Annotated in this window: 19 protein-coding genes; 6 read left to right on the plus strand and 13 right to left on the minus strand. The window is 48.0% G+C overall.

All coding sequences use genetic code 11. The annotated features are described in order from the left end of the window. Positions 1-12: 12 nt before the first annotated feature. Complete coding sequence (locus KNO61_RS08825; protein ID WP_078147739.1) at positions 13-321, minus strand: winged helix-turn-helix transcriptional regulator; 309 nt, start codon at positions 319-321, stop codon at positions 13-15. Positions 322-439: 118 nt separating this feature from the next. On the opposite strand from KNO61_RS08825, the gene KNO61_RS08830 reads away from it, so the two are divergent. Genes KNO61_RS08830 through KNO61_RS08840 form a run of 3 tightly spaced genes read left to right on the plus strand, consistent with a single transcriptional unit; the run spans position 440 to position 3028 of the window. Next, positions 440-931 (plus strand): lactoylglutathione lyase family protein, encoded by a 492-nt coding sequence (locus tag KNO61_RS08830; RefSeq protein WP_074035577.1) that lies wholly within the window; start codon positions 440-442, stop codon positions 929-931. A gap of 2 nt (positions 932-933) precedes the next feature. Beyond that, positions 934-1914 carry a zinc-binding dehydrogenase gene (locus KNO61_RS08835; RefSeq protein WP_078147737.1) on the plus strand — a complete coding sequence of 327 codons (981 nt, stop codon included), beginning with the start codon at positions 934-936 and terminating at the stop codon, positions 1912-1914. 55 nt (positions 1915-1969) lie between these two features. Beyond that, entirely contained in the window at positions 1970-3028 is a 1059-nt protein-coding gene (locus tag KNO61_RS08840; protein WP_214873000.1) for a threonine aldolase family protein, read from the plus strand. Positions 3029-3071: 43 nt separating this feature from the next. Here the strand turns inward: KNO61_RS08840 and KNO61_RS08845 are convergent, their stop codons facing one another. The 6 genes from KNO61_RS08845 to KNO61_RS08870 all read right to left on the minus strand — a co-directional run bounded on the left by KNO61_RS08845 (position 3072) and on the right by KNO61_RS08870 (position 8370). Continuing rightward, the gene (locus tag KNO61_RS08845; RefSeq protein WP_214687608.1) at positions 3072-3572 is read right to left on the minus strand and encodes an SRPBCC family protein; all 501 of its coding nucleotides are present in this window, start codon (positions 3570-3572) and stop codon (positions 3072-3074) included. Further along, positions 3569-3901, minus strand: coding sequence for an ArsR/SmtB family transcription factor (locus tag KNO61_RS08850; protein ID WP_214685342.1), 333 nt, complete (start codon positions 3899-3901; stop codon positions 3569-3571). Before KNO61_RS08850 ends, KNO61_RS08845 begins: the two co-directional genes overlap by 4 nt. Positions 3902-3963: 62 nt before the next feature. Beyond that, positions 3964-6255 (minus strand): bifunctional glutamate--cysteine ligase GshA/glutathione synthetase GshB, encoded by a 2292-nt coding sequence (gshAB, locus tag KNO61_RS08855; protein ID WP_214685344.1) that lies wholly within the window; start codon positions 6253-6255, stop codon positions 3964-3966. Further along, a complete protein-coding gene (locus KNO61_RS08860) occupies positions 6239-7567 on the minus strand; it encodes an MATE family efflux transporter (protein WP_214685346.1) in 1329 nt (442 codons plus the stop codon). Before KNO61_RS08860 ends, gshAB begins: the two co-directional genes overlap by 17 nt. A 129-nt stretch (positions 7568-7696) precedes the next feature. After that, positions 7697-8164, minus strand: a complete 468-nt coding sequence (locus KNO61_RS08865; RefSeq protein WP_214685348.1) for a hypothetical protein — start codon at positions 8162-8164, stop codon at positions 7697-7699. Then, positions 8161-8370: a helix-turn-helix transcriptional regulator gene (locus KNO61_RS08870; RefSeq protein WP_074035697.1), complete on the minus strand. Its 210-nt coding sequence runs from the start codon at positions 8368-8370 to the stop codon at positions 8161-8163. The genes KNO61_RS08865 and KNO61_RS08870 overlap by 4 nt, the downstream gene beginning before the upstream one ends. A 119-nt stretch (positions 8371-8489) precedes the next feature. Here KNO61_RS08870 and KNO61_RS08875 point away from each other — a divergent pair, with 119 nt between their 5' ends. Continuing rightward, positions 8490-9422 carry a ring-cleaving dioxygenase gene (locus tag KNO61_RS08875; RefSeq protein WP_214873002.1) on the plus strand — a complete coding sequence of 311 codons (933 nt, stop codon included), beginning with the start codon at positions 8490-8492 and terminating at the stop codon, positions 9420-9422. A 22-nt stretch (positions 9423-9444) separates the two neighbouring features. Here KNO61_RS08875 and KNO61_RS08880 read toward each other — a convergent pair whose 3' ends face one another. Next, complete coding sequence (locus KNO61_RS08880) at positions 9445-9885, minus strand: RrF2 family transcriptional regulator (protein WP_078147731.1); 441 nt, start codon at positions 9883-9885, stop codon at positions 9445-9447. Between the two features lie 186 nt (positions 9886-10071). On the opposite strand from KNO61_RS08880, the gene KNO61_RS08885 reads away from it, so the two are divergent. Then, the gene (locus KNO61_RS08885) at positions 10072-11172 is read left to right on the plus strand and encodes a globin domain-containing protein (protein WP_214758106.1); all 1101 of its coding nucleotides are present in this window, start codon (positions 10072-10074) and stop codon (positions 11170-11172) included. A gap of 41 nt (positions 11173-11213) precedes the next feature. Here the strand turns inward: KNO61_RS08885 and KNO61_RS08890 are convergent, their stop codons facing one another. From KNO61_RS08890 to KNO61_RS08910, 5 genes are all read right to left on the minus strand, one after another. Then, positions 11214-11771, minus strand: a complete 558-nt coding sequence (locus KNO61_RS08890; RefSeq protein ID WP_214873004.1) for a hypothetical protein — start codon at positions 11769-11771, stop codon at positions 11214-11216. Between the two features lie 70 nt (positions 11772-11841). Beyond that, positions 11842-12255 (minus strand): DUF350 domain-containing protein, encoded by a 414-nt coding sequence (locus KNO61_RS08895; protein WP_034770831.1) that lies wholly within the window; start codon positions 12253-12255, stop codon positions 11842-11844. Then, positions 12252-13481, minus strand: a complete 1230-nt coding sequence (locus KNO61_RS08900; RefSeq protein WP_214810799.1) for a glutathionylspermidine synthase family protein — start codon at positions 13479-13481, stop codon at positions 12252-12254. The genes KNO61_RS08895 and KNO61_RS08900 overlap by 4 nt, the downstream gene beginning before the upstream one ends. Further along, complete coding sequence (locus tag KNO61_RS08905) at positions 13478-13846, minus strand: hypothetical protein (RefSeq protein ID WP_078147727.1); 369 nt, start codon at positions 13844-13846, stop codon at positions 13478-13480. The genes KNO61_RS08900 and KNO61_RS08905 overlap by 4 nt, the downstream gene beginning before the upstream one ends. Then, positions 13843-14301, minus strand: coding sequence for a hypothetical protein (locus KNO61_RS08910; RefSeq protein WP_214873006.1), 459 nt, complete (start codon positions 14299-14301; stop codon positions 13843-13845). The genes KNO61_RS08905 and KNO61_RS08910 overlap by 4 nt, the downstream gene beginning before the upstream one ends. A gap of 106 nt (positions 14302-14407) precedes the next feature. Here KNO61_RS08910 and KNO61_RS08915 point away from each other — a divergent pair, with 106 nt between their 5' ends. Continuing rightward, positions 14408-15427 carry an ion channel gene (locus tag KNO61_RS08915; protein ID WP_214873009.1) on the plus strand — a complete coding sequence of 340 codons (1020 nt, stop codon included), beginning with the start codon at positions 14408-14410 and terminating at the stop codon, positions 15425-15427. Positions 15428-15437: the final 10 nt, after the last annotated feature.

The following is a 15437-nucleotide window of genomic DNA, read 5'->3' on the forward strand; positions in this document are numbered from 1 at the left end:
TGTGGCTCGGGATTATTTTTTGTCGTGGCACTCTCCCCATGAACAAAGGGCATTCATGGCGGGTTGCAGTCCGAGGGCGTCTTCGGTCAATGAATATTCGACGTGCAGGTGCTTCTCGGTCGAGTAGTCGACACGGCGAACCATGCCGAGCTGCTCGAGCTCGCGCAATTGGTCGGTCAACACTTTTCGGCTGACGTCCGGAATCGCTCGTTGAATATCAGAAAAACGAAGCGGTCCATCTTGAAGCGTGCAGTACACTTGGGGGCGCCATTTGCCGCCGATAATCTCAAGTGCGCGGTTGACGGGGAACGATGTGGTCATGTTCAAGGAACCTCACTTTCGGGTAGTTACTTCAATGTGCGTACTTTTTTTCTTGCTTCAATGACAGTATCTTATCGTTACCCGCTAAATTGAGCAAACAAAAAGGAGTAAATGAAACATGACATATCCAAGAACGTTTTCACACATCGGTCTTTCTGTACCGAGCGTCGCTGAGGCCGTAAAATTTTATGAGGACGTGATGGGGTGGTATACGATTATGACACCATCAGACGTCGTCGAGGATGATTCGCCAATCGGTGTGATGTGTACCGACGTCTTCGGACCGGGCTGGGGCAAATTCCGAATCGCTCATATGTCAACGGGAGACGGAATCGGGATTGAGTTGTTCGAATTTCCGAACAACGAAACACCAGAAGACAACTTCGAGTTTTGGAAGACAGGGATCTTCCACTACTGTGTACAAGACCCTGACATCGAAGGGCTCGTCGAGAAGATTGTCGCTCACGGCGGGAGACAACGGATGCCGATTCGTGAATACTACCCAGGTGAAAAACCGTACCGCATGGTGTACTGCGAAGATCCATTCGGCAACCTCGTTGAAATTTATTCACACTCATACGAACTCACGTATTCGGAAGGAGCTTACTAAACATGAAAGCATGGCTACTCGATCAACCTGGTCTTGATCATCTGCATATTGGAGAAATCGACCGACCGACACCAGGAGCGGGAGAACTGTTGATTCGTGTCGAAGTGGTCGCCTTGAATCCGGTCGATTATAAAGTCGGATCAAACGGAAACCCGAATTGGTCATATCCACACATTCTCGGTGTCGACCTCGTCGGAGAAGTCGTTGAGGTCGGTTCGAGTATCGCCAACATCATTACGGGTTCGCGTGTGGCTGTTCATACGGATCTTTCGAAATATGGGGGATTCGCCGAGTATACGGTCGTCGATGCCCGGGCGTGTGCGGTCGTTCCGCAAGGTGTAAGCGATGAGGCGGCGGCTTCTATCCTGTGTGCGGGGATGACAGCATATGAAGCGGTCATGCAGAAGCTGAACACGCGAGATAAGGAGACGATTCTCATACACGCAGGAGCGGGCGGTGTCGGTGGATTTGCGATTCAGCTCGCAAAACGGCTCGGTCTGAAGGTATTCACGACGGCATCTCCTGAGAACGTTGAGTGGGTAGAATCACTCGGGGCGGACGTGGTGATTGATTATAACGTCGAGGACGTGACGGCACGGATCATGGAAGAAACAGATGGACGTGGTGTCGACCTGATTTTGAATACAGTCGGACGAGACGTTGCGACAGCAGACCTAGATCGTCTCGCATTCAGCGGACACCTCGCCTACATCGCCGGGCCACCAGACATGACGAACATGAAAGGCTTCACGTTATCTCCTTCGATTCACGAAGTGGCACTCGGGGCGGCGCATGCGAGCGAGGACGAACATGCGATTCGCAACTTGGCGTATATGGCCGAAGAGATGATGAACTTGCTCGATGCAGGTGAACTGAACGATCTCGTCACAGAAGTGTTGTCGTTCGACCAATTGAAAGAAGGTCTCGAAAAACTACAAACGCGAAAAGTGCGCGGTAAACTCATCGTCCGCATTCGCGACTGAAGAGAGGACTCCCTGTTATACTGACAGGGAGCTTATTTGTCGAGGAGGGGAAAGAATGGAGCGATTGGCAGACACGTATCGTCAGACGAACGTTCAATTGAGCGGTCACGGCAAACGGGAAGCCGGGGTATTGAAACGCGCATTTGAGCATGTGCGTGAAGATGAGCCGAGTGATCAGTATGGACAGGGGAAAACGATTCGACAGTTCGAAGAGAAGATGGCACAGGTTCTTGGGAAAGAGTCGGCAGTATTCTTTCCAAGCGGTACGATGGCACAGCAGATTGCGCTACGCATTTGGTGTGATGAGACAGGGAAGAAAAAGGTCGCATATCACCCGCTGTGCCACCTTGAAATTCATGAGCAGGATGGTTTAAAAGAGTTGCATCACATCGAACCGATTTTAGTGGGGGACGAAAACCGATTGATGACGCTCGAAGAGATTCAAGCGTTATCGGACATCGCGTGTCTGTTGCTCGAACTGCCACAACGAGAAATCGGTGGGGAATTGCCGACGTTCGAGGAACTTGTGGCAATTCATGAACACTGTCTTGAGAAAGGGATTCATCTACATCTGGATGGTGCACGACTGTTCGAATCGCTTCCGTATTATGAAAAAGAGGCTTCTGAGATTTGTGCGCTCTTTGATAGCGTATACGTCTCGTTTTATAAAGGAATCGGTGGCATTGCCGGCGCCATCCTTGCTGGACCGAAGGCATTTTGTGACATGTCGAAAGTATGGAAGCGACGCTACGGTGGTGACTTGATCAGCTTATATCCATACATCCTGTCCGCGGATTATTATTATGAGCTACGAAAAGACAAGATGGCCGAGTATCGAAACGAGGCCGTCCGCTTAGCAGCACGCTTCAATGAACTCGATGGCGTGTGGACGACTCCACGCATCCCGGTCACGAATATGTTCCATCTTCATTTTCAAGGGGAGAAGGAAGAGCTTGGTGAGAAGATTGCGCGCATCCAAGAAGAAACAGGAGTAGGCATTACGGGGTATCTTGTTGAAAAAGACGGACACTGTTCAACCGAAGTAAGCATCGGAGATACGTTTGAACGGATTACGCGAGAACAGCTTGATGGATTGTTTCGGCAGTTCAGATGAATCAAAACATGCACCATTCCTTTTCGGGAACGGTGCATGTTTTTTACTGGCTTACAATCGCTTCGAGACGATCGAGTTGGGAAGTGAACCCTTCGACAGCGCCCATTTCGACGACTTGTTGGAGAGCCTCTTCATTCGGGAATTCGGAGCGACTAATGAATAACGTGCCTTCCGATGTATCGAGAAATTCATTTGTGATCGTCATGACAGGCAAGTCCGGATTGACGTGTCCGTCCGCATCCGAGAATGCATCCGTATAGACGATTTGGGAGTATGGATCGATGTCGATAAAGGTTGATTTGCCCCATGATTCCATACCATAAAAGTCACCTTGTTCTTTGTCGACACAAGTCATGCAATAATGCCAAATCCCCCCCGGTTTGAAGTCGAAGCTGTATACTTTCGTCTCCCATCCGGACGGTCCCCACCATTTCTCTAAATGTGCAGGTGTCGAGAATGCTTCAAATACAAGTTGGCGTGGTGCCTTGAACAGACGTTCCATAATCAATGTCGTGCCCTCTATATGTGATTTGACCGTACTCATGATCCATTCTCCTCTCGCTGTGACTCCGCTAAAAACGTCTCCAATCGATCGAGTCGCTCTGTTTCCCGAGCCATATAGGTCCGCCAAGCATCTAATGGTTCGAGTGCTTGAGACTTGAGTGCATAACGTCTTCGATTGGCATCAATGGTTACTGTGACGAGACCTGCATCATACAGAATTCGCAAGTGCTTCGATGTCTGCGGTTGACTGATCCCAAGCTGATTTGCCATCATTCCGACCGTCCACTCTTGTTTCCGTAACAATTCGATCATCCGCAACCGGTTCGGGTCGGCTAACGCATGAAACAAAGAAGCCAATCTCTCTTCCATTTTTCGTCACCGTCCTCTTACTTTTAATATTCCCAATTAGGAATATTCCGTAACAGGAATACTCAATATTTAAACAATAAATCAAGTAGCATCTCACCAATCGGTCGTTCTTTTCCTTCATAAGGAAAAGCGTGGATATGGATGGCGGGATTAAAATTCAATTCGATGATACCGTATTCGATTTGCGCATCATCGAGAGAGGGAATCATCATATCGACACCACAGATGGTTGCCCCGACTGACTTAGCGGCATCGACAGCAATACGCTTATAGATGTCAGAAATTTGATCCGTATAGTCGATACTATCTCCTCCGGTACTGATATTAGAGTTTTCGCGTAAGAAGACACGCTCATCGAGAGCGGGAATACTATCGGGTGTCTTGCCTTGAGCACGTAAAAATGAGATGACGACCTCGTCGATTTCGATTTTCTCGAGCGGTGTCTTGTATCCTTTTCCGCGTAACGGGTCTTCATTTTTTGTCGCAACGAGTTGACGGATCGAAGAGGTGCCATCTCCAGTGACGTTCGCCGGGACACGATGGAGGATGCCCGCGACGTCATCTCCGATGACGAGGAAGCGATATTCTTTTCCGGGTAAGAATGTCTCAAGTAAAACGACATCATCAAACGTTTTCGCATACTGAAATGCAGACCGTGCTTCCTCATACGTCGCTCCGTCTTTAAAAATGTGAATACCGACTCCGAAGTTTGTGGACTTTGGTTTTAAGACGATGGGTTGTTTTGAAAATGAATGCCATGCCTGACGTAAATCTGATTCATCTTGAAGTTCTACCCCTTCAGGGACACGAATGCCATGCTCTGCGAGTACAAACTTTGTCACCGTTTTATTCTCCATCATTAAGACGGAAACATAATTGTCTTTTGATGTTTTCGTTGCCTGTTTGACGTATTCTTCGTGTTTGCCGTTTCGAATCCGAATGAACTGGTCGGAACGATCGATGACATCGACACGATAACCACGTTTAATTGCGGATTTCATTAAGATTTGAGTAGACAGTTCCAGGTCGGCATAACCGTGGATGCGAAAACGATTTGCATAGGCGTCCTCATAAAAGTGTTCTGCTTGGGCGAGGGACCATGCGTGATAACCCGTCTCGGTCATAATCGTCTTTAATCGGGAAGCGTACGTCCGGTCCACGTGATCAATTTTTTCGCGTATAGCTGGAAAGACATCTTCGAAGCCGAGGTCATACTGTGTGTTGAACGAATCGATGGCGTCGAGAAGTTCTGTCGCGTACGTGTGTAAAGGTATGGCGTAACCATCTCGAGTCAATATGCTTGCGGGAGACATGCCTTCTTTGGCGACACGTTGTTGATTATTGTACGCTTCAGCTTGCCAATCGACATGAGATGTCTCCTTAGTAAAGGTCAAGTACAACAAAAACAGATGAAGGAACCGTAAATCTGAACGAGCAATTCCGGTCTTTTCAAACGGATTCAAATCGATATTGCGAATTTCAATGTAATCGATACCGTGTGCCTCGAGTTGATTTAAGTCGTTACCACCTTTCGATGTTTTCAATCGGATGGGGGAGTAGAGTTCGTTCGGATTGGCAATCTCGCCTTTGGCAATGAACCGTTTTACATCGTCTATATAACTTGAGAGTGTCGCATAATTTGGATAAAGCGGTTCAACATTCGTGTACCCACAGTCGCTATTCCGATAGGACAATGCTTGTTTATTTGAAAAAGTGTCTACATGGAGCGCTTGCATCTGGCTGACACATCGTTCTTCATAACTCGCATGTACGGCTGGGGTAGCACCGAGCAAATAGACGATGAGCCAACGCATTCGTAAATATTGACGAACTAACTTCAAATATAGGTGATCTTTGAAGTGTCGATTTTGTTCAGGGGATCCTTCGTATAATGCGGATAACATCTCATCGGAAAATGAAAAGTTGAAATGGATTCCAGAAATGAGTTGTTTTTTCGCACCATATTTTTGGAGCAGATGCTCACGATAACGGCTAGCCTCTATTCCGGACACACCAAAATCAGCGAGTGGAATCGTACCACCTTCCGGCAAGGCACATGGCATCGATTGTGGCCAAAGGCGTTCATCGCCTATGTTGAGCGCCGTAATATCGTAAAGCGTTTCTAAGAAATGATGTGCCGCCTCAATCGTTGGAAACGTCGGGGTGACAAGCTCAATTTGACTTTCAGAAAAGTCGGTCGTGATATATGGATGTGTCGCTTTATGACCGAGTGCTTTTGGATGCTTCGTAACAGCTAGTGTGCCTTCTGACGTGACTCGTAACATTTCTCGCTCGATGGCAAATTTTCCACTTGTGATGAGATGATGGGGTAGTTGATTAAACTGCTTTTGCAAGGGAAATCACTTCCTTTTTCGTTAGTCGGACAAAGAGGGCGGAGACAAGCCCTTTTGTGATACTTGAGATGGCGATACTCCACCAGATGGCATCGATTCCGAGATAAGGCTCAAGAACAAATGCGAGCGGGATACGGGCCACTGTGAAAATAATCGAGATGGTCGCGGGGATTTTCGGTAATCCGAGTCCTGAGAAGTATCCGTTTCCGATCATTTCAATCGATGAGAAGACGAGCGAAATGCCAATAATTCGCAAGTAGCTCGCCCCAATTTCGATGGTTCGAACGTCATCGACGAATAGACCAATGAGTAAATCTGGGACGATTAAAAATAACAACATGATGAATCCTGTGTAAACCATCCCGAGTCGGATCGTTACCCGGTAACCTTCATGAACACGATCTACTTTTCGTGCCCCGAGGTTTTGACCGGTATAGCTAGCCATTGCTCCGTTCAAGCCACCAATCATCATGTAGGCAATCGATTCGATTTGAAGTCCGATGCGCTGTGCCGCAATCGCTTCCGTCCCGTATGAGCCAATCATGCGGGCAAGAAAAATACTGATTACCGTGAACAAAATCCGTTGGGTTGCCATCGGAAAACCAAGACGGATGATTTCTTTATAGTCAGCTCGAGTCGGCTGAACGACTTCATCCCAATTGAATAATGTACGAGCGCGGTGCCAAAACAATCCGAACATCATGACGTTGGCGACAAGTGTTGCAAGGGCAGCCCCGATCACACCGAGTTGGAATGGATAAATGAAAATCGGGGAGAGAATCATATTGAGGATGACACCTGTCGCATTGATTCGCATCGCTGTTGTCGTATTGCCATATGCACTGAATAGACGAGCAAACAGCAAATTAAAGAAAGAAAAGATGAGCATCGGCGCGCTGACGAACAAATATTCATACGCAAGCTGCTCCACAGCGGGGGCACCCATATTCAAAAAGCCGATGAATGTATGACCGAACATAATTAGTAGAGAGGCGTACGAAAGACCGAGTGTTAGATTCAGACGCCTGCTGGCCCGGACATGACGCTGAACCGAATTGAGGTCACGTCTCCCGACAGCTTGTGATACTTTGATGCCGGCGCCAACGACAATCAACGATTGAATCGCCTGTCCGAGCATGATATAAAAACTAGCTGCACCGATACTTGCCACAGCATCGCTCCCGAGCGCACCGACCCAAAACATGTCGACGAGACTATACGTAAATTGTAATAACGAGCTACCGACGAGCGGAAGGGCAAGAGCCAGAATGACGCGTTGCACGTTTCCAATCGTCAAATCGACGGTTTTCACAAAGCAAGACTCCTTACATTCTTTATATAACCATTTAGTTATATATAAGCACGGTGTAATAGAATTGGCAATCATGATAGCCGAATCGATGAAAAATGGACACAAAAAAAGGAATTCGTGATGAATTCCTTAATGTCGATAACCGCGAATCCAAGTCGTCATGTAGACGAGTGTCGCGATGATGAGCGTTGAAGCGAGTGCATAGATCGGATAGGCGGGAAGTGTATCTTCAAACAACGGATAGAACATAAACGACCCCATAAAAATAGGAACGGAGATGCCGAACGAGATGTATGCCGCTTTTGTCGATTTCACTGTGATGATTTGTTCACGCTCATCGACTTCACTAAATTCAGTCATGCGGACAGACCATTGAGTGAAGCTCAACTGCTTGTTCGGCCGGGAGTTAAACGAATAGACTGTCCAAACAATGCCAAAAACAACAAGTAAAAGTAGGGGAAGCAGATTGAATTCAACTAAGAATCGGTCAGACTCGCTGACGGTCTTCGACACATCGGATAAAAATGAGCTGAATAGAAATGCCATCAGGACATACAGGATGATGCTGGAAATAGACTGAACGACAACGTGTTTCATTTTCTTTCCTCCTCGATTGTGAATATAGATTCGACCGGTTCCTCGAACACCCGTGCGATGTGCATCGCCAGCATGAGTGACGGTGTGTAGCTGCCTTTCTCGAGCGAGATGATCGTCTGTCTCGTCACACCGACCTTTTCGGCCAGGTCGCCTTGGGTTAACTGGTGCCGGGCACGCAGTTCTTTCACGCGGTTGACTAATGGCATCGTGCCACCTCATTTCTAGTTTCTACCACTAGTGTAAAACAAACTTTACATAATGTAAAGAGGACTTTACTCATTTGGGGATGATACAATAACGATATAGTCGAAAGGGGAGATGAGGGATGAAGGTGATTAGTGGACAACATCACGTGTCAGCGATGACCGGGGATGCTAAGAAGAACTTGCGATTCTACACGGAAATACTAGGGATGCGGCTCGTCAAAAAGACGGTTAACCAGGATGACCCATCGATGTATCACTTGTTTTATGCAGACGAGACGGGTACACCTGGAACCGATTTGACGTTCTTTGAGTTACCGTTTCTCGGACAGACGTATCGAGGGTCAAGCAGTATTTCCCGGACAGCACTCAGGGTGCCGGATGGAGCGCTCGCGTACTGGCAGGAGCGTTTTGACGCGTTCGATGTATCTTACGGAGAAATCGAGTCGGTTTTAGGAAGGGCGACCCTTTCGTTCGAAGATCATGAGGGTCAACGTCTCTGTCTTGTAGAAGGAGGGAGCGGGACACCTTGGAGCAAAGGTCCAGTGCCAACGGACCTCGGCATCTTCGGTCTCGGGTTTAGTGAGTGGACGGTACGGCGGATTGACAAGACGGCACGGGTGCTGACAGAAGTGCTTGGCTATCGATATGTAACGACATTTGAACGGGATGGTCATGACGTGCGTGTCTTTGAGACGGGTGAGGGTGGTGTGGCGACAGAGATCCATCTCATCGATCGGCCGGATTTGCCATCGGAACGACCAGGGCGAGGAAGTGTGCATCATGTGGCGATTCGAGTGGAACAATCAGACGATATGACGAAATGGATTGAGAAGCTTGACGCACATGGGATCAGCCACTCTGGTCTCATTGACCGCTATTATTTCCAGTCGATTTACTTCCGCGAACCGAGCGGAATCTTAGTGGAACTGGCAACAGATGAACCGGGATTTGCGACGGATGAATCGCTTGAGACACTCGGAGAGCGATTGGCCTTGCCTCCGTTTCTTGAGTCAAAGCGAGCAGAAATCGAATCAAAACTAAAGGCTTTGTAAGCGGAAAACCCGACGGACCATTTCAGTCCGTCGGGTTTTGTACGCCTAATAACATGGCGAGTTCGTTCGTTCGGTTGACGACGAGATCCGCAATCGTGTAACGATCGAGTACATGAAGAAACGCCAACATGGCTTCATTCAAAACACCTCGTAAATCACAGGCAGGTGCGATGACGCATCGGCCTTCCCCGAAGCATTCCACGAGTTCGAACGGTTCCATCGTCCGAACGACTTCCCCTACATTGATGTCATCCATCGGTCGTGCGAGTCGAAAGCCGCCGCCTCGACCACGCACCGATTCCAAATAACCATATTTCCCAAGCTCATATACGACCTTCATGACATGGTTTTTGGAGATGTTATATTGGTCTGCCACTTCTTGAATCGTGACGAGCCGATGTGAAAACGTAGCGCTATACATCAATGTTCGCAGTGCGTAGTCACATGTTTGCGTGAGTCTCATCCATCATCACCTCTCGTTTCATTGTACAAGACAATCCCAAAAAGTGCGATTCGAACAAATGTGAAAGGGTAATGGCGAAAATAAGTCAGAAACGTGAAATCTACTTTAAACAAGTATTTAATATATTGCTTTAAAGTGACTTGTCTCACATAATGAACGTGTACAAAACAAAAGGGGGAAATTCACATGTTAGATCAACAAACGATTGAGATTATAAAGGCGACGGCACCAGTTTTGAAAGAACATGGTGTGACAATCACGAAGCATTTTTATCAACGAATGTTTGAACAAAATCCAGAAGTTCGTCACTTCTTCAACCATACGAATCAAAAGCGAGGACGTCAGCCAGAAGCACTCGCGAACGCGGTTTATGCGGCTGCCCTTCATATCGACCGACTCGAAGCGATTCTTCCTGCCATCCAACCAGCACTTCATAAACATAAAAGTTTGAACATCCGACCGGAGCATTATCCGATTGTCGGTGAGAACTTGCTTGCGGCGATTCAAGACGTACTCGGTGAAGCTGCAACACCTGACATCATCGATGCATGGGCAAAAGCTTACGGTGTGATTGCCGATGTCTTCATCTCACTCGAGAAAAAAATGTATGATGACGCGCCATGGGTCGGATTCAAACCGTTCGTCATCGAAGAAATCATAGTAGATACACCTGAAGTGAAACGATTCCGTCTCGTCGCGAAAGATGGAGTTATTGGCACAGCCATCCCAGGACAATACGTCTCGGTTCAAGCGCGCATTGCGGGAGAGGACATCCTACATCACCGTCAATATAGTGTCATCGAGACGACAGAAGACGGCTACTGGATTGCGCCGAAAGCGGAGGGACTCGTCTCAAACTGGCTCCATGAACAGACGGTCGGAACAGAAGTCCCGATGAGCGCACCAGCAGGAGAATTTATCCTTGAAACGTCTGATCGTCCGCTCACACTCATCGCGGGAGGAATCGGGATCACGCCCCTCTTCAACATGGCGAAGACGGCACTCGAACAAGGACGTCCTGTCACGTTATTGCACGCAGTTCGGAGTATGGACCTTCGTCCGCTCGGAGACGAACTCGATGAACTCGTGAATCAAGGGCTTAAACTCATCACACACGTGGATGACGTATCGGGTTGCATGAATAAGTCACACCTTGAAGCACTTGATGTGGAAGGGCATGATGTTTATACGTGCGGACCGAGTGCGATGATGGAGACGGTTGTAAGTGTGATTCCACAGGCACGATATGAATTTTTCGGACCGTCTGGAGTTCTTGCGACCAACTAAAAAAGACGACTGGAAAAAGTCGTCCTGATGCACAATATAGGTTATTCCGTGAGTTCACTTGAATGTATGACTTGTTTCTTGGCATCCAACGTCTCAAGCGACCACACATCATCTGTCCGTTTTGTTGTTTCGATGACATAAGTCATGGCGTAGCCTTCGTTCTCAGGATCGTTGACGAGAAAATCTTTTGAGACATTGTCACCGTTCAACCGTAAGTAAACAACTTCTTCTGGTCGGTCATTGAGACGTACACCGATATACTCGGTTTCTCCGTCTTCAAGCACAACAAAATCGAACGGTTGGTCTGGTGTCACTTGTTTCGTGACGGAGCCTGAGTTTCCTGTCGTGACATCGATTTCGGCTAGACCGATGACGGAGCGATCTTCGTTTGAATAAAAAGAAAGAATCGACTCTTCTCGATTATGAAATTCATAGGCGTACCAGTCATTCATCGTGATATAACGGTTCAGTTCTTTTTGGACATTTTCGTATGACTTGTCAGTCTGAATGTTAGTGTAGGTGTAAAGTCCGACACCGACTGCGATGGCTACGATGATGAGACCGGAAACGATTGTGAGTAAGATGATTCGCTTCGACATGATTGTTCCTCCTGACTTTTATAAATACGAACACCCCATGCTTCGCCAATGCGTACATGGGGTGTTTGAATTAGTACGTCAAGCTCGCGGCGACGATGATGCCGACGACGAGTGATGCGGCGAACAAGCTGAAACCGATAGCCATGTTGCCGTTCTCGACTTCTTTTTCTAAGTTCACGCCTGGTGTAAGGACGTATTCAAACGTCCAGAACGCCAATACTTGGGCGGCGATCCCGACGAGTCCCCAGATGAATGCATCGAGCAAGTTGACGCTGTTCGCCCAGACTGTATAAATGACGATGGCAAGTCCGAGCGCTTTCCCCCAGAGTTTCAAGGCGACGGCCATGTTGCCTTCTTTGATTAACTTACGTTCTGAATATTTGGTCGTCAGGGCGAAGATGATGAGTCCCGCGAGAATGAGACCGAATCCTGTCCCGAGGTGGGCGAGGAAGCTTAAGATTGAATCGAGTGTGATGAATGTCATGAGTTCGTCTCCTTTTGTGTAGGTGTGCCAACGGCTAAGTAGTAAGATTGGTTGTTCGTGATCATGCTGCCGGCGCGAACGCCGAGTGCGGACGGGTGTCCATTCAAACAGAAACATCCGATCATGTAATGTGTCTCGACGCGACCCTTGACGGTCGTCGTCATCCGTTTCGGAAGTTCGATGAACTGTTGGTACACAGCCGTCTCTTCCGCATACGTTTGTAATGTTTCCCGGTGAAACGGTTGGCCATCTTTCGTATACAAGATGACGGAGTCTCCTTCACGTCCGAATGCCGGCTTTTTGACATAGTCCGATTCGCCAAGAAACGGTGTCTCATCTAAGTAAGTCGGTAAAAAATAGGTGTCGATGATGTCGCGCTCGGCTTCATCGAACAATGTCTCGGTCTCGTACAATTCCCAAATCAGCGCCTGTACGCCTTTCGATTGCATGAGAAACGCAGAGAGGGGATTGAGCAGCGACACGTGCTTTTCCAGGTTCAGTTCAAGTAACCGAATGCCAATCAAGTCTCCGTCTGCTGACCGGTCGTCCACAAGATGCTCGATCGGATATGTTTGACGATACAAGATGTCAATCCGTTCGCCCGATGGTGTGTAGACGCCGTCTTCGTCGACGAGTAGGGCGTGCAACGGTACGAATTCAGACGGTAAATCGAGCGTCTCTTGCAGAAATCGTGCCGTCCATTTGTCTTCGATGTTATCATCATGTGCCGTAAAGACGATTTTTGGTGTGCCTTCTCGTTTGAGTCGATTCCACGCGGCGACGATCGCTTTCCGCAGCTCAATTTTCAGTTGGGCGGTGGCTTCTCTGTTCGGGTCAAGGAGACCAAACTCGGAAGCGACCACGCCGTTCACGTCAAAGAGCTCCTTAATAAAGGTCGGCGTATCTGCATTGAACTCCATCAATTTGAGTTGACCGTCTTTCATGATCCAATCGTAACGACCGATGATCGTCTCCTGCGGCATCGTCTTCTCCCGTAAGAACGGCAGACTCGCCTCAGGGTAACCAAGCAGTAAGAGCGTCTCGTCAGGTAGGGTGCGTAACAATTGATTCGTCTTCCGAAAAATCGAGTCAACCGCCTCGGTTGCCTCTCGGACAGAGGCAACCTGCGAGGCGGTCATCTCAAAACAATCGTACAAGGCATATTCTTCATCGTTTAAATCGGGCCAAAAATAAGGGATTTGACTGTAAAGTTCGTCACGCGTCATCCGCCAAATCCACCTTTAGAGCCACTGCCGAGTCCAGATTTTGACGACCCAGAATTAGAGCCTTTCGATACGGAACCGGTCGCACCACCGTTGGCTTTGTATGTCTTATATGACGAAGAGCTCTTCAATCCATTTTTTGAGCGGAACAGGCTACCGAGTAAGAAGTAGCTACCATAGTGCGGAGAGCGGTCGTCGTCACAATAATACGACTCGGTCTCGTCATCCCAGTCCCAATCGTCACATTCGTATCCGGTCGGTTCTTCCGGGAGTGCCGCCTCTTCATATTCATCCCCACCGCACGCGGCAAGGGAAGTGGTCAATACCGCAACGGATAGTCCGCTTAAAATTTTCTTGCTTGTCTTCATGTTGATTCCTCCAATTCATAACCAGTCGGTGTGACGTAGATAACATAAACACCACGATCTTCATCTGTTTCTGCTGAATCGCGCTCATATTCTTTACCGACGACATACAAGTACTGGCTTCCGAGCATGGCGAGCGCATCGAGGTGGCGGTCGACGTAATAGGCCTCGAGTAACGGGTTGTCAAACCGGTCGTCGAGCGTGCGGATTTCGACTTTGATGTCGCTCGTTTCGTGCTTGTCCATCGGTCCCTCTGTATAGCGATCGACATAAATCAAGAAGTATTGATCGCCTTCAAGGGCAGACGAGCGTTGTTTGTAGGTCATGCCGTCTTTGACGAAAAACTCACATTCACGACGAGCCAGCACTTCGTCTAAGCCGAGAGACGTGTAATGGTATAGTGGTTCGAACGATAATTCATTTTTATAGAGACGATACTCTAAGACGATGGAGTTCATAAGTCAGTCCTTCCTTTTTTCTTCTTATACGGGATCACCATCAAAATGGTTTCGTGAATCTTTTTGTGGTTACGTTTAGTATATAAGAGAAAAGGAGGGGGAAACAGTGCATATCTTATTTCGCGTGTGGAAAGGGTTAGCGAAATTATCATTTTTGAATGTCGTCTTAGCTTCGATTGGCATCATTATCTTAGGAACCGTGCTCGGTTATGTTTTAGAACCAGAGACATTCGGATCACTGTTTGATTCGTTCTGGTGGACGATGACGACATTGACGACCGTCGGATACGGGGACTTTTATCCGTCCTCCGTGGCAGGGCGATGGCTCGGGATATTCTTATTCCTATTCGGGATTGGAATTATCGGGGCGTTGATTGGAAAATTGGTTGAAATCGGTGCGACGTTTCAACGGCTAAAACGGGAGGGAAGACTAGTGTATCGTGGAGAAGGACATTATGTGTATATCGGGTGGTCCCCGAAGACGAAGAAAGCAATCGATGAAGTGCTTAACTACGAACCGAAAGCAGAGATCGTCTTGATTGATCAGTTAGTTGAGGAACCGTACGTGCACGATCAAGTTCACTTCGTATCAGGCGATGCTTCGGATGAAACGGTATTGCTGCAAGCAAACGTCTTGAAGGCGCGACGCGTCGCGATTTTTGCGGATGCCCGTATCACGGAGACGTTACTCGCCGATGGGAAGTCGTTATTGATCGCGTCAGCGGTCGAGGCACTCTCTTCTGAGTATCAGGTGGACTTGCACACGGTCGTCGAAGTGTGTGAAGAAAGAAATATCTCGAAATTTAAACACGTCCGCGTCGACGATTTTATTTTAGCGAACGACTCGGTCTCCCTCTTGATGGCAAAAGCGACGTTACAACCTGGAACGACAGCAATTTTCCGTCAGTTGTTGAGCAAACAGTCAGGTGGGAACATTCAAGCGTTGAAACCAAAAGTCGAGTGGCAGAATGTTCGACAAGCAAATACAGCGTTACTTGAATCAGGGGTGACACTCATCGCGGTCAATGACCGCTTGGATGTGGCGACGATGCTCGATTTGCCGCTTCAGGAAACAGACATGTTATATGTCGTCTGTCATGACGATGTATTTGAACGATTATCGTAAGGAGTGAAAC

Source organism: Exiguobacterium sp. s140, assembly GCF_018617035.1.
GTDB lineage: Bacteria > Bacillota > Bacilli > Exiguobacteriales > Exiguobacteriaceae > Exiguobacterium > Exiguobacterium profundum.

Excerpts from the sequence above, each read along its gene's own strand:
- KNO61_RS08825 (WP_078147739.1), bottom strand. The coding sequence starts at position 321 with ATGACCACATCGTTCCCCGTCAACCGCGCACTTGAGATTATCGGCGGC.
- KNO61_RS08830 (WP_074035577.1), top strand. The coding sequence starts at position 440 with ATGACATATCCAAGAACGTTTTCACACATCGGTCTTTCTGTACCGAGC.
- KNO61_RS08835 (WP_078147737.1), top strand. The coding sequence starts at position 934 with ATGAAAGCATGGCTACTCGATCAACCTGGTCTTGATCATCTGCATATT.
- KNO61_RS08840 (WP_214873000.1), top strand. The coding sequence starts at position 1,970 with ATGGAGCGATTGGCAGACACGTATCGTCAGACGAACGTTCAATTGAGC.
- KNO61_RS08845 (WP_214687608.1), bottom strand. The coding sequence starts at position 3,572 with ATGAGTACGGTCAAATCACATATAGAGGGCACGACATTGATTATGGAA.
- KNO61_RS08850 (WP_214685342.1), bottom strand. The coding sequence starts at position 3,901 with ATGGAAGAGAGATTGGCTTCTTTGTTTCATGCGTTAGCCGACCCGAAC.
- KNO61_RS08865 (WP_214685348.1), bottom strand. The coding sequence starts at position 8,164 with ATGAAACACGTTGTCGTTCAGTCTATTTCCAGCATCATCCTGTATGTC.
- KNO61_RS08870 (WP_074035697.1), bottom strand. The coding sequence starts at position 8,370 with ATGCCATTAGTCAACCGCGTGAAAGAACTGCGTGCCCGGCACCAGTTA.
- KNO61_RS08875 (WP_214873002.1), top strand. The coding sequence starts at position 8,490 with ATGAAGGTGATTAGTGGACAACATCACGTGTCAGCGATGACCGGGGAT.
- KNO61_RS08880 (WP_078147731.1), bottom strand. The coding sequence starts at position 9,885 with ATGAGACTCACGCAAACATGTGACTACGCACTGCGAACATTGATGTAT.
- KNO61_RS08885 (WP_214758106.1), top strand. The coding sequence starts at position 10,072 with ATGTTAGATCAACAAACGATTGAGATTATAAAGGCGACGGCACCAGTT.
- KNO61_RS08890 (WP_214873004.1), bottom strand. The coding sequence starts at position 11,771 with ATGTCGAAGCGAATCATCTTACTCACAATCGTTTCCGGTCTCATCATC.
- KNO61_RS08895 (WP_034770831.1), bottom strand. The coding sequence starts at position 12,255 with ATGACATTCATCACACTCGATTCAATCTTAAGCTTCCTCGCCCACCTC.
- KNO61_RS08900 (WP_214810799.1), bottom strand. The coding sequence starts at position 13,481 with ATGACGCGTGACGAACTTTACAGTCAAATCCCTTATTTTTGGCCCGAT.
- KNO61_RS08905 (WP_078147727.1), bottom strand. The coding sequence starts at position 13,846 with ATGAAGACAAGCAAGAAAATTTTAAGCGGACTATCCGTTGCGGTATTG.
- KNO61_RS08910 (WP_214873006.1), bottom strand. The coding sequence starts at position 14,301 with ATGAACTCCATCGTCTTAGAGTATCGTCTCTATAAAAATGAATTATCG.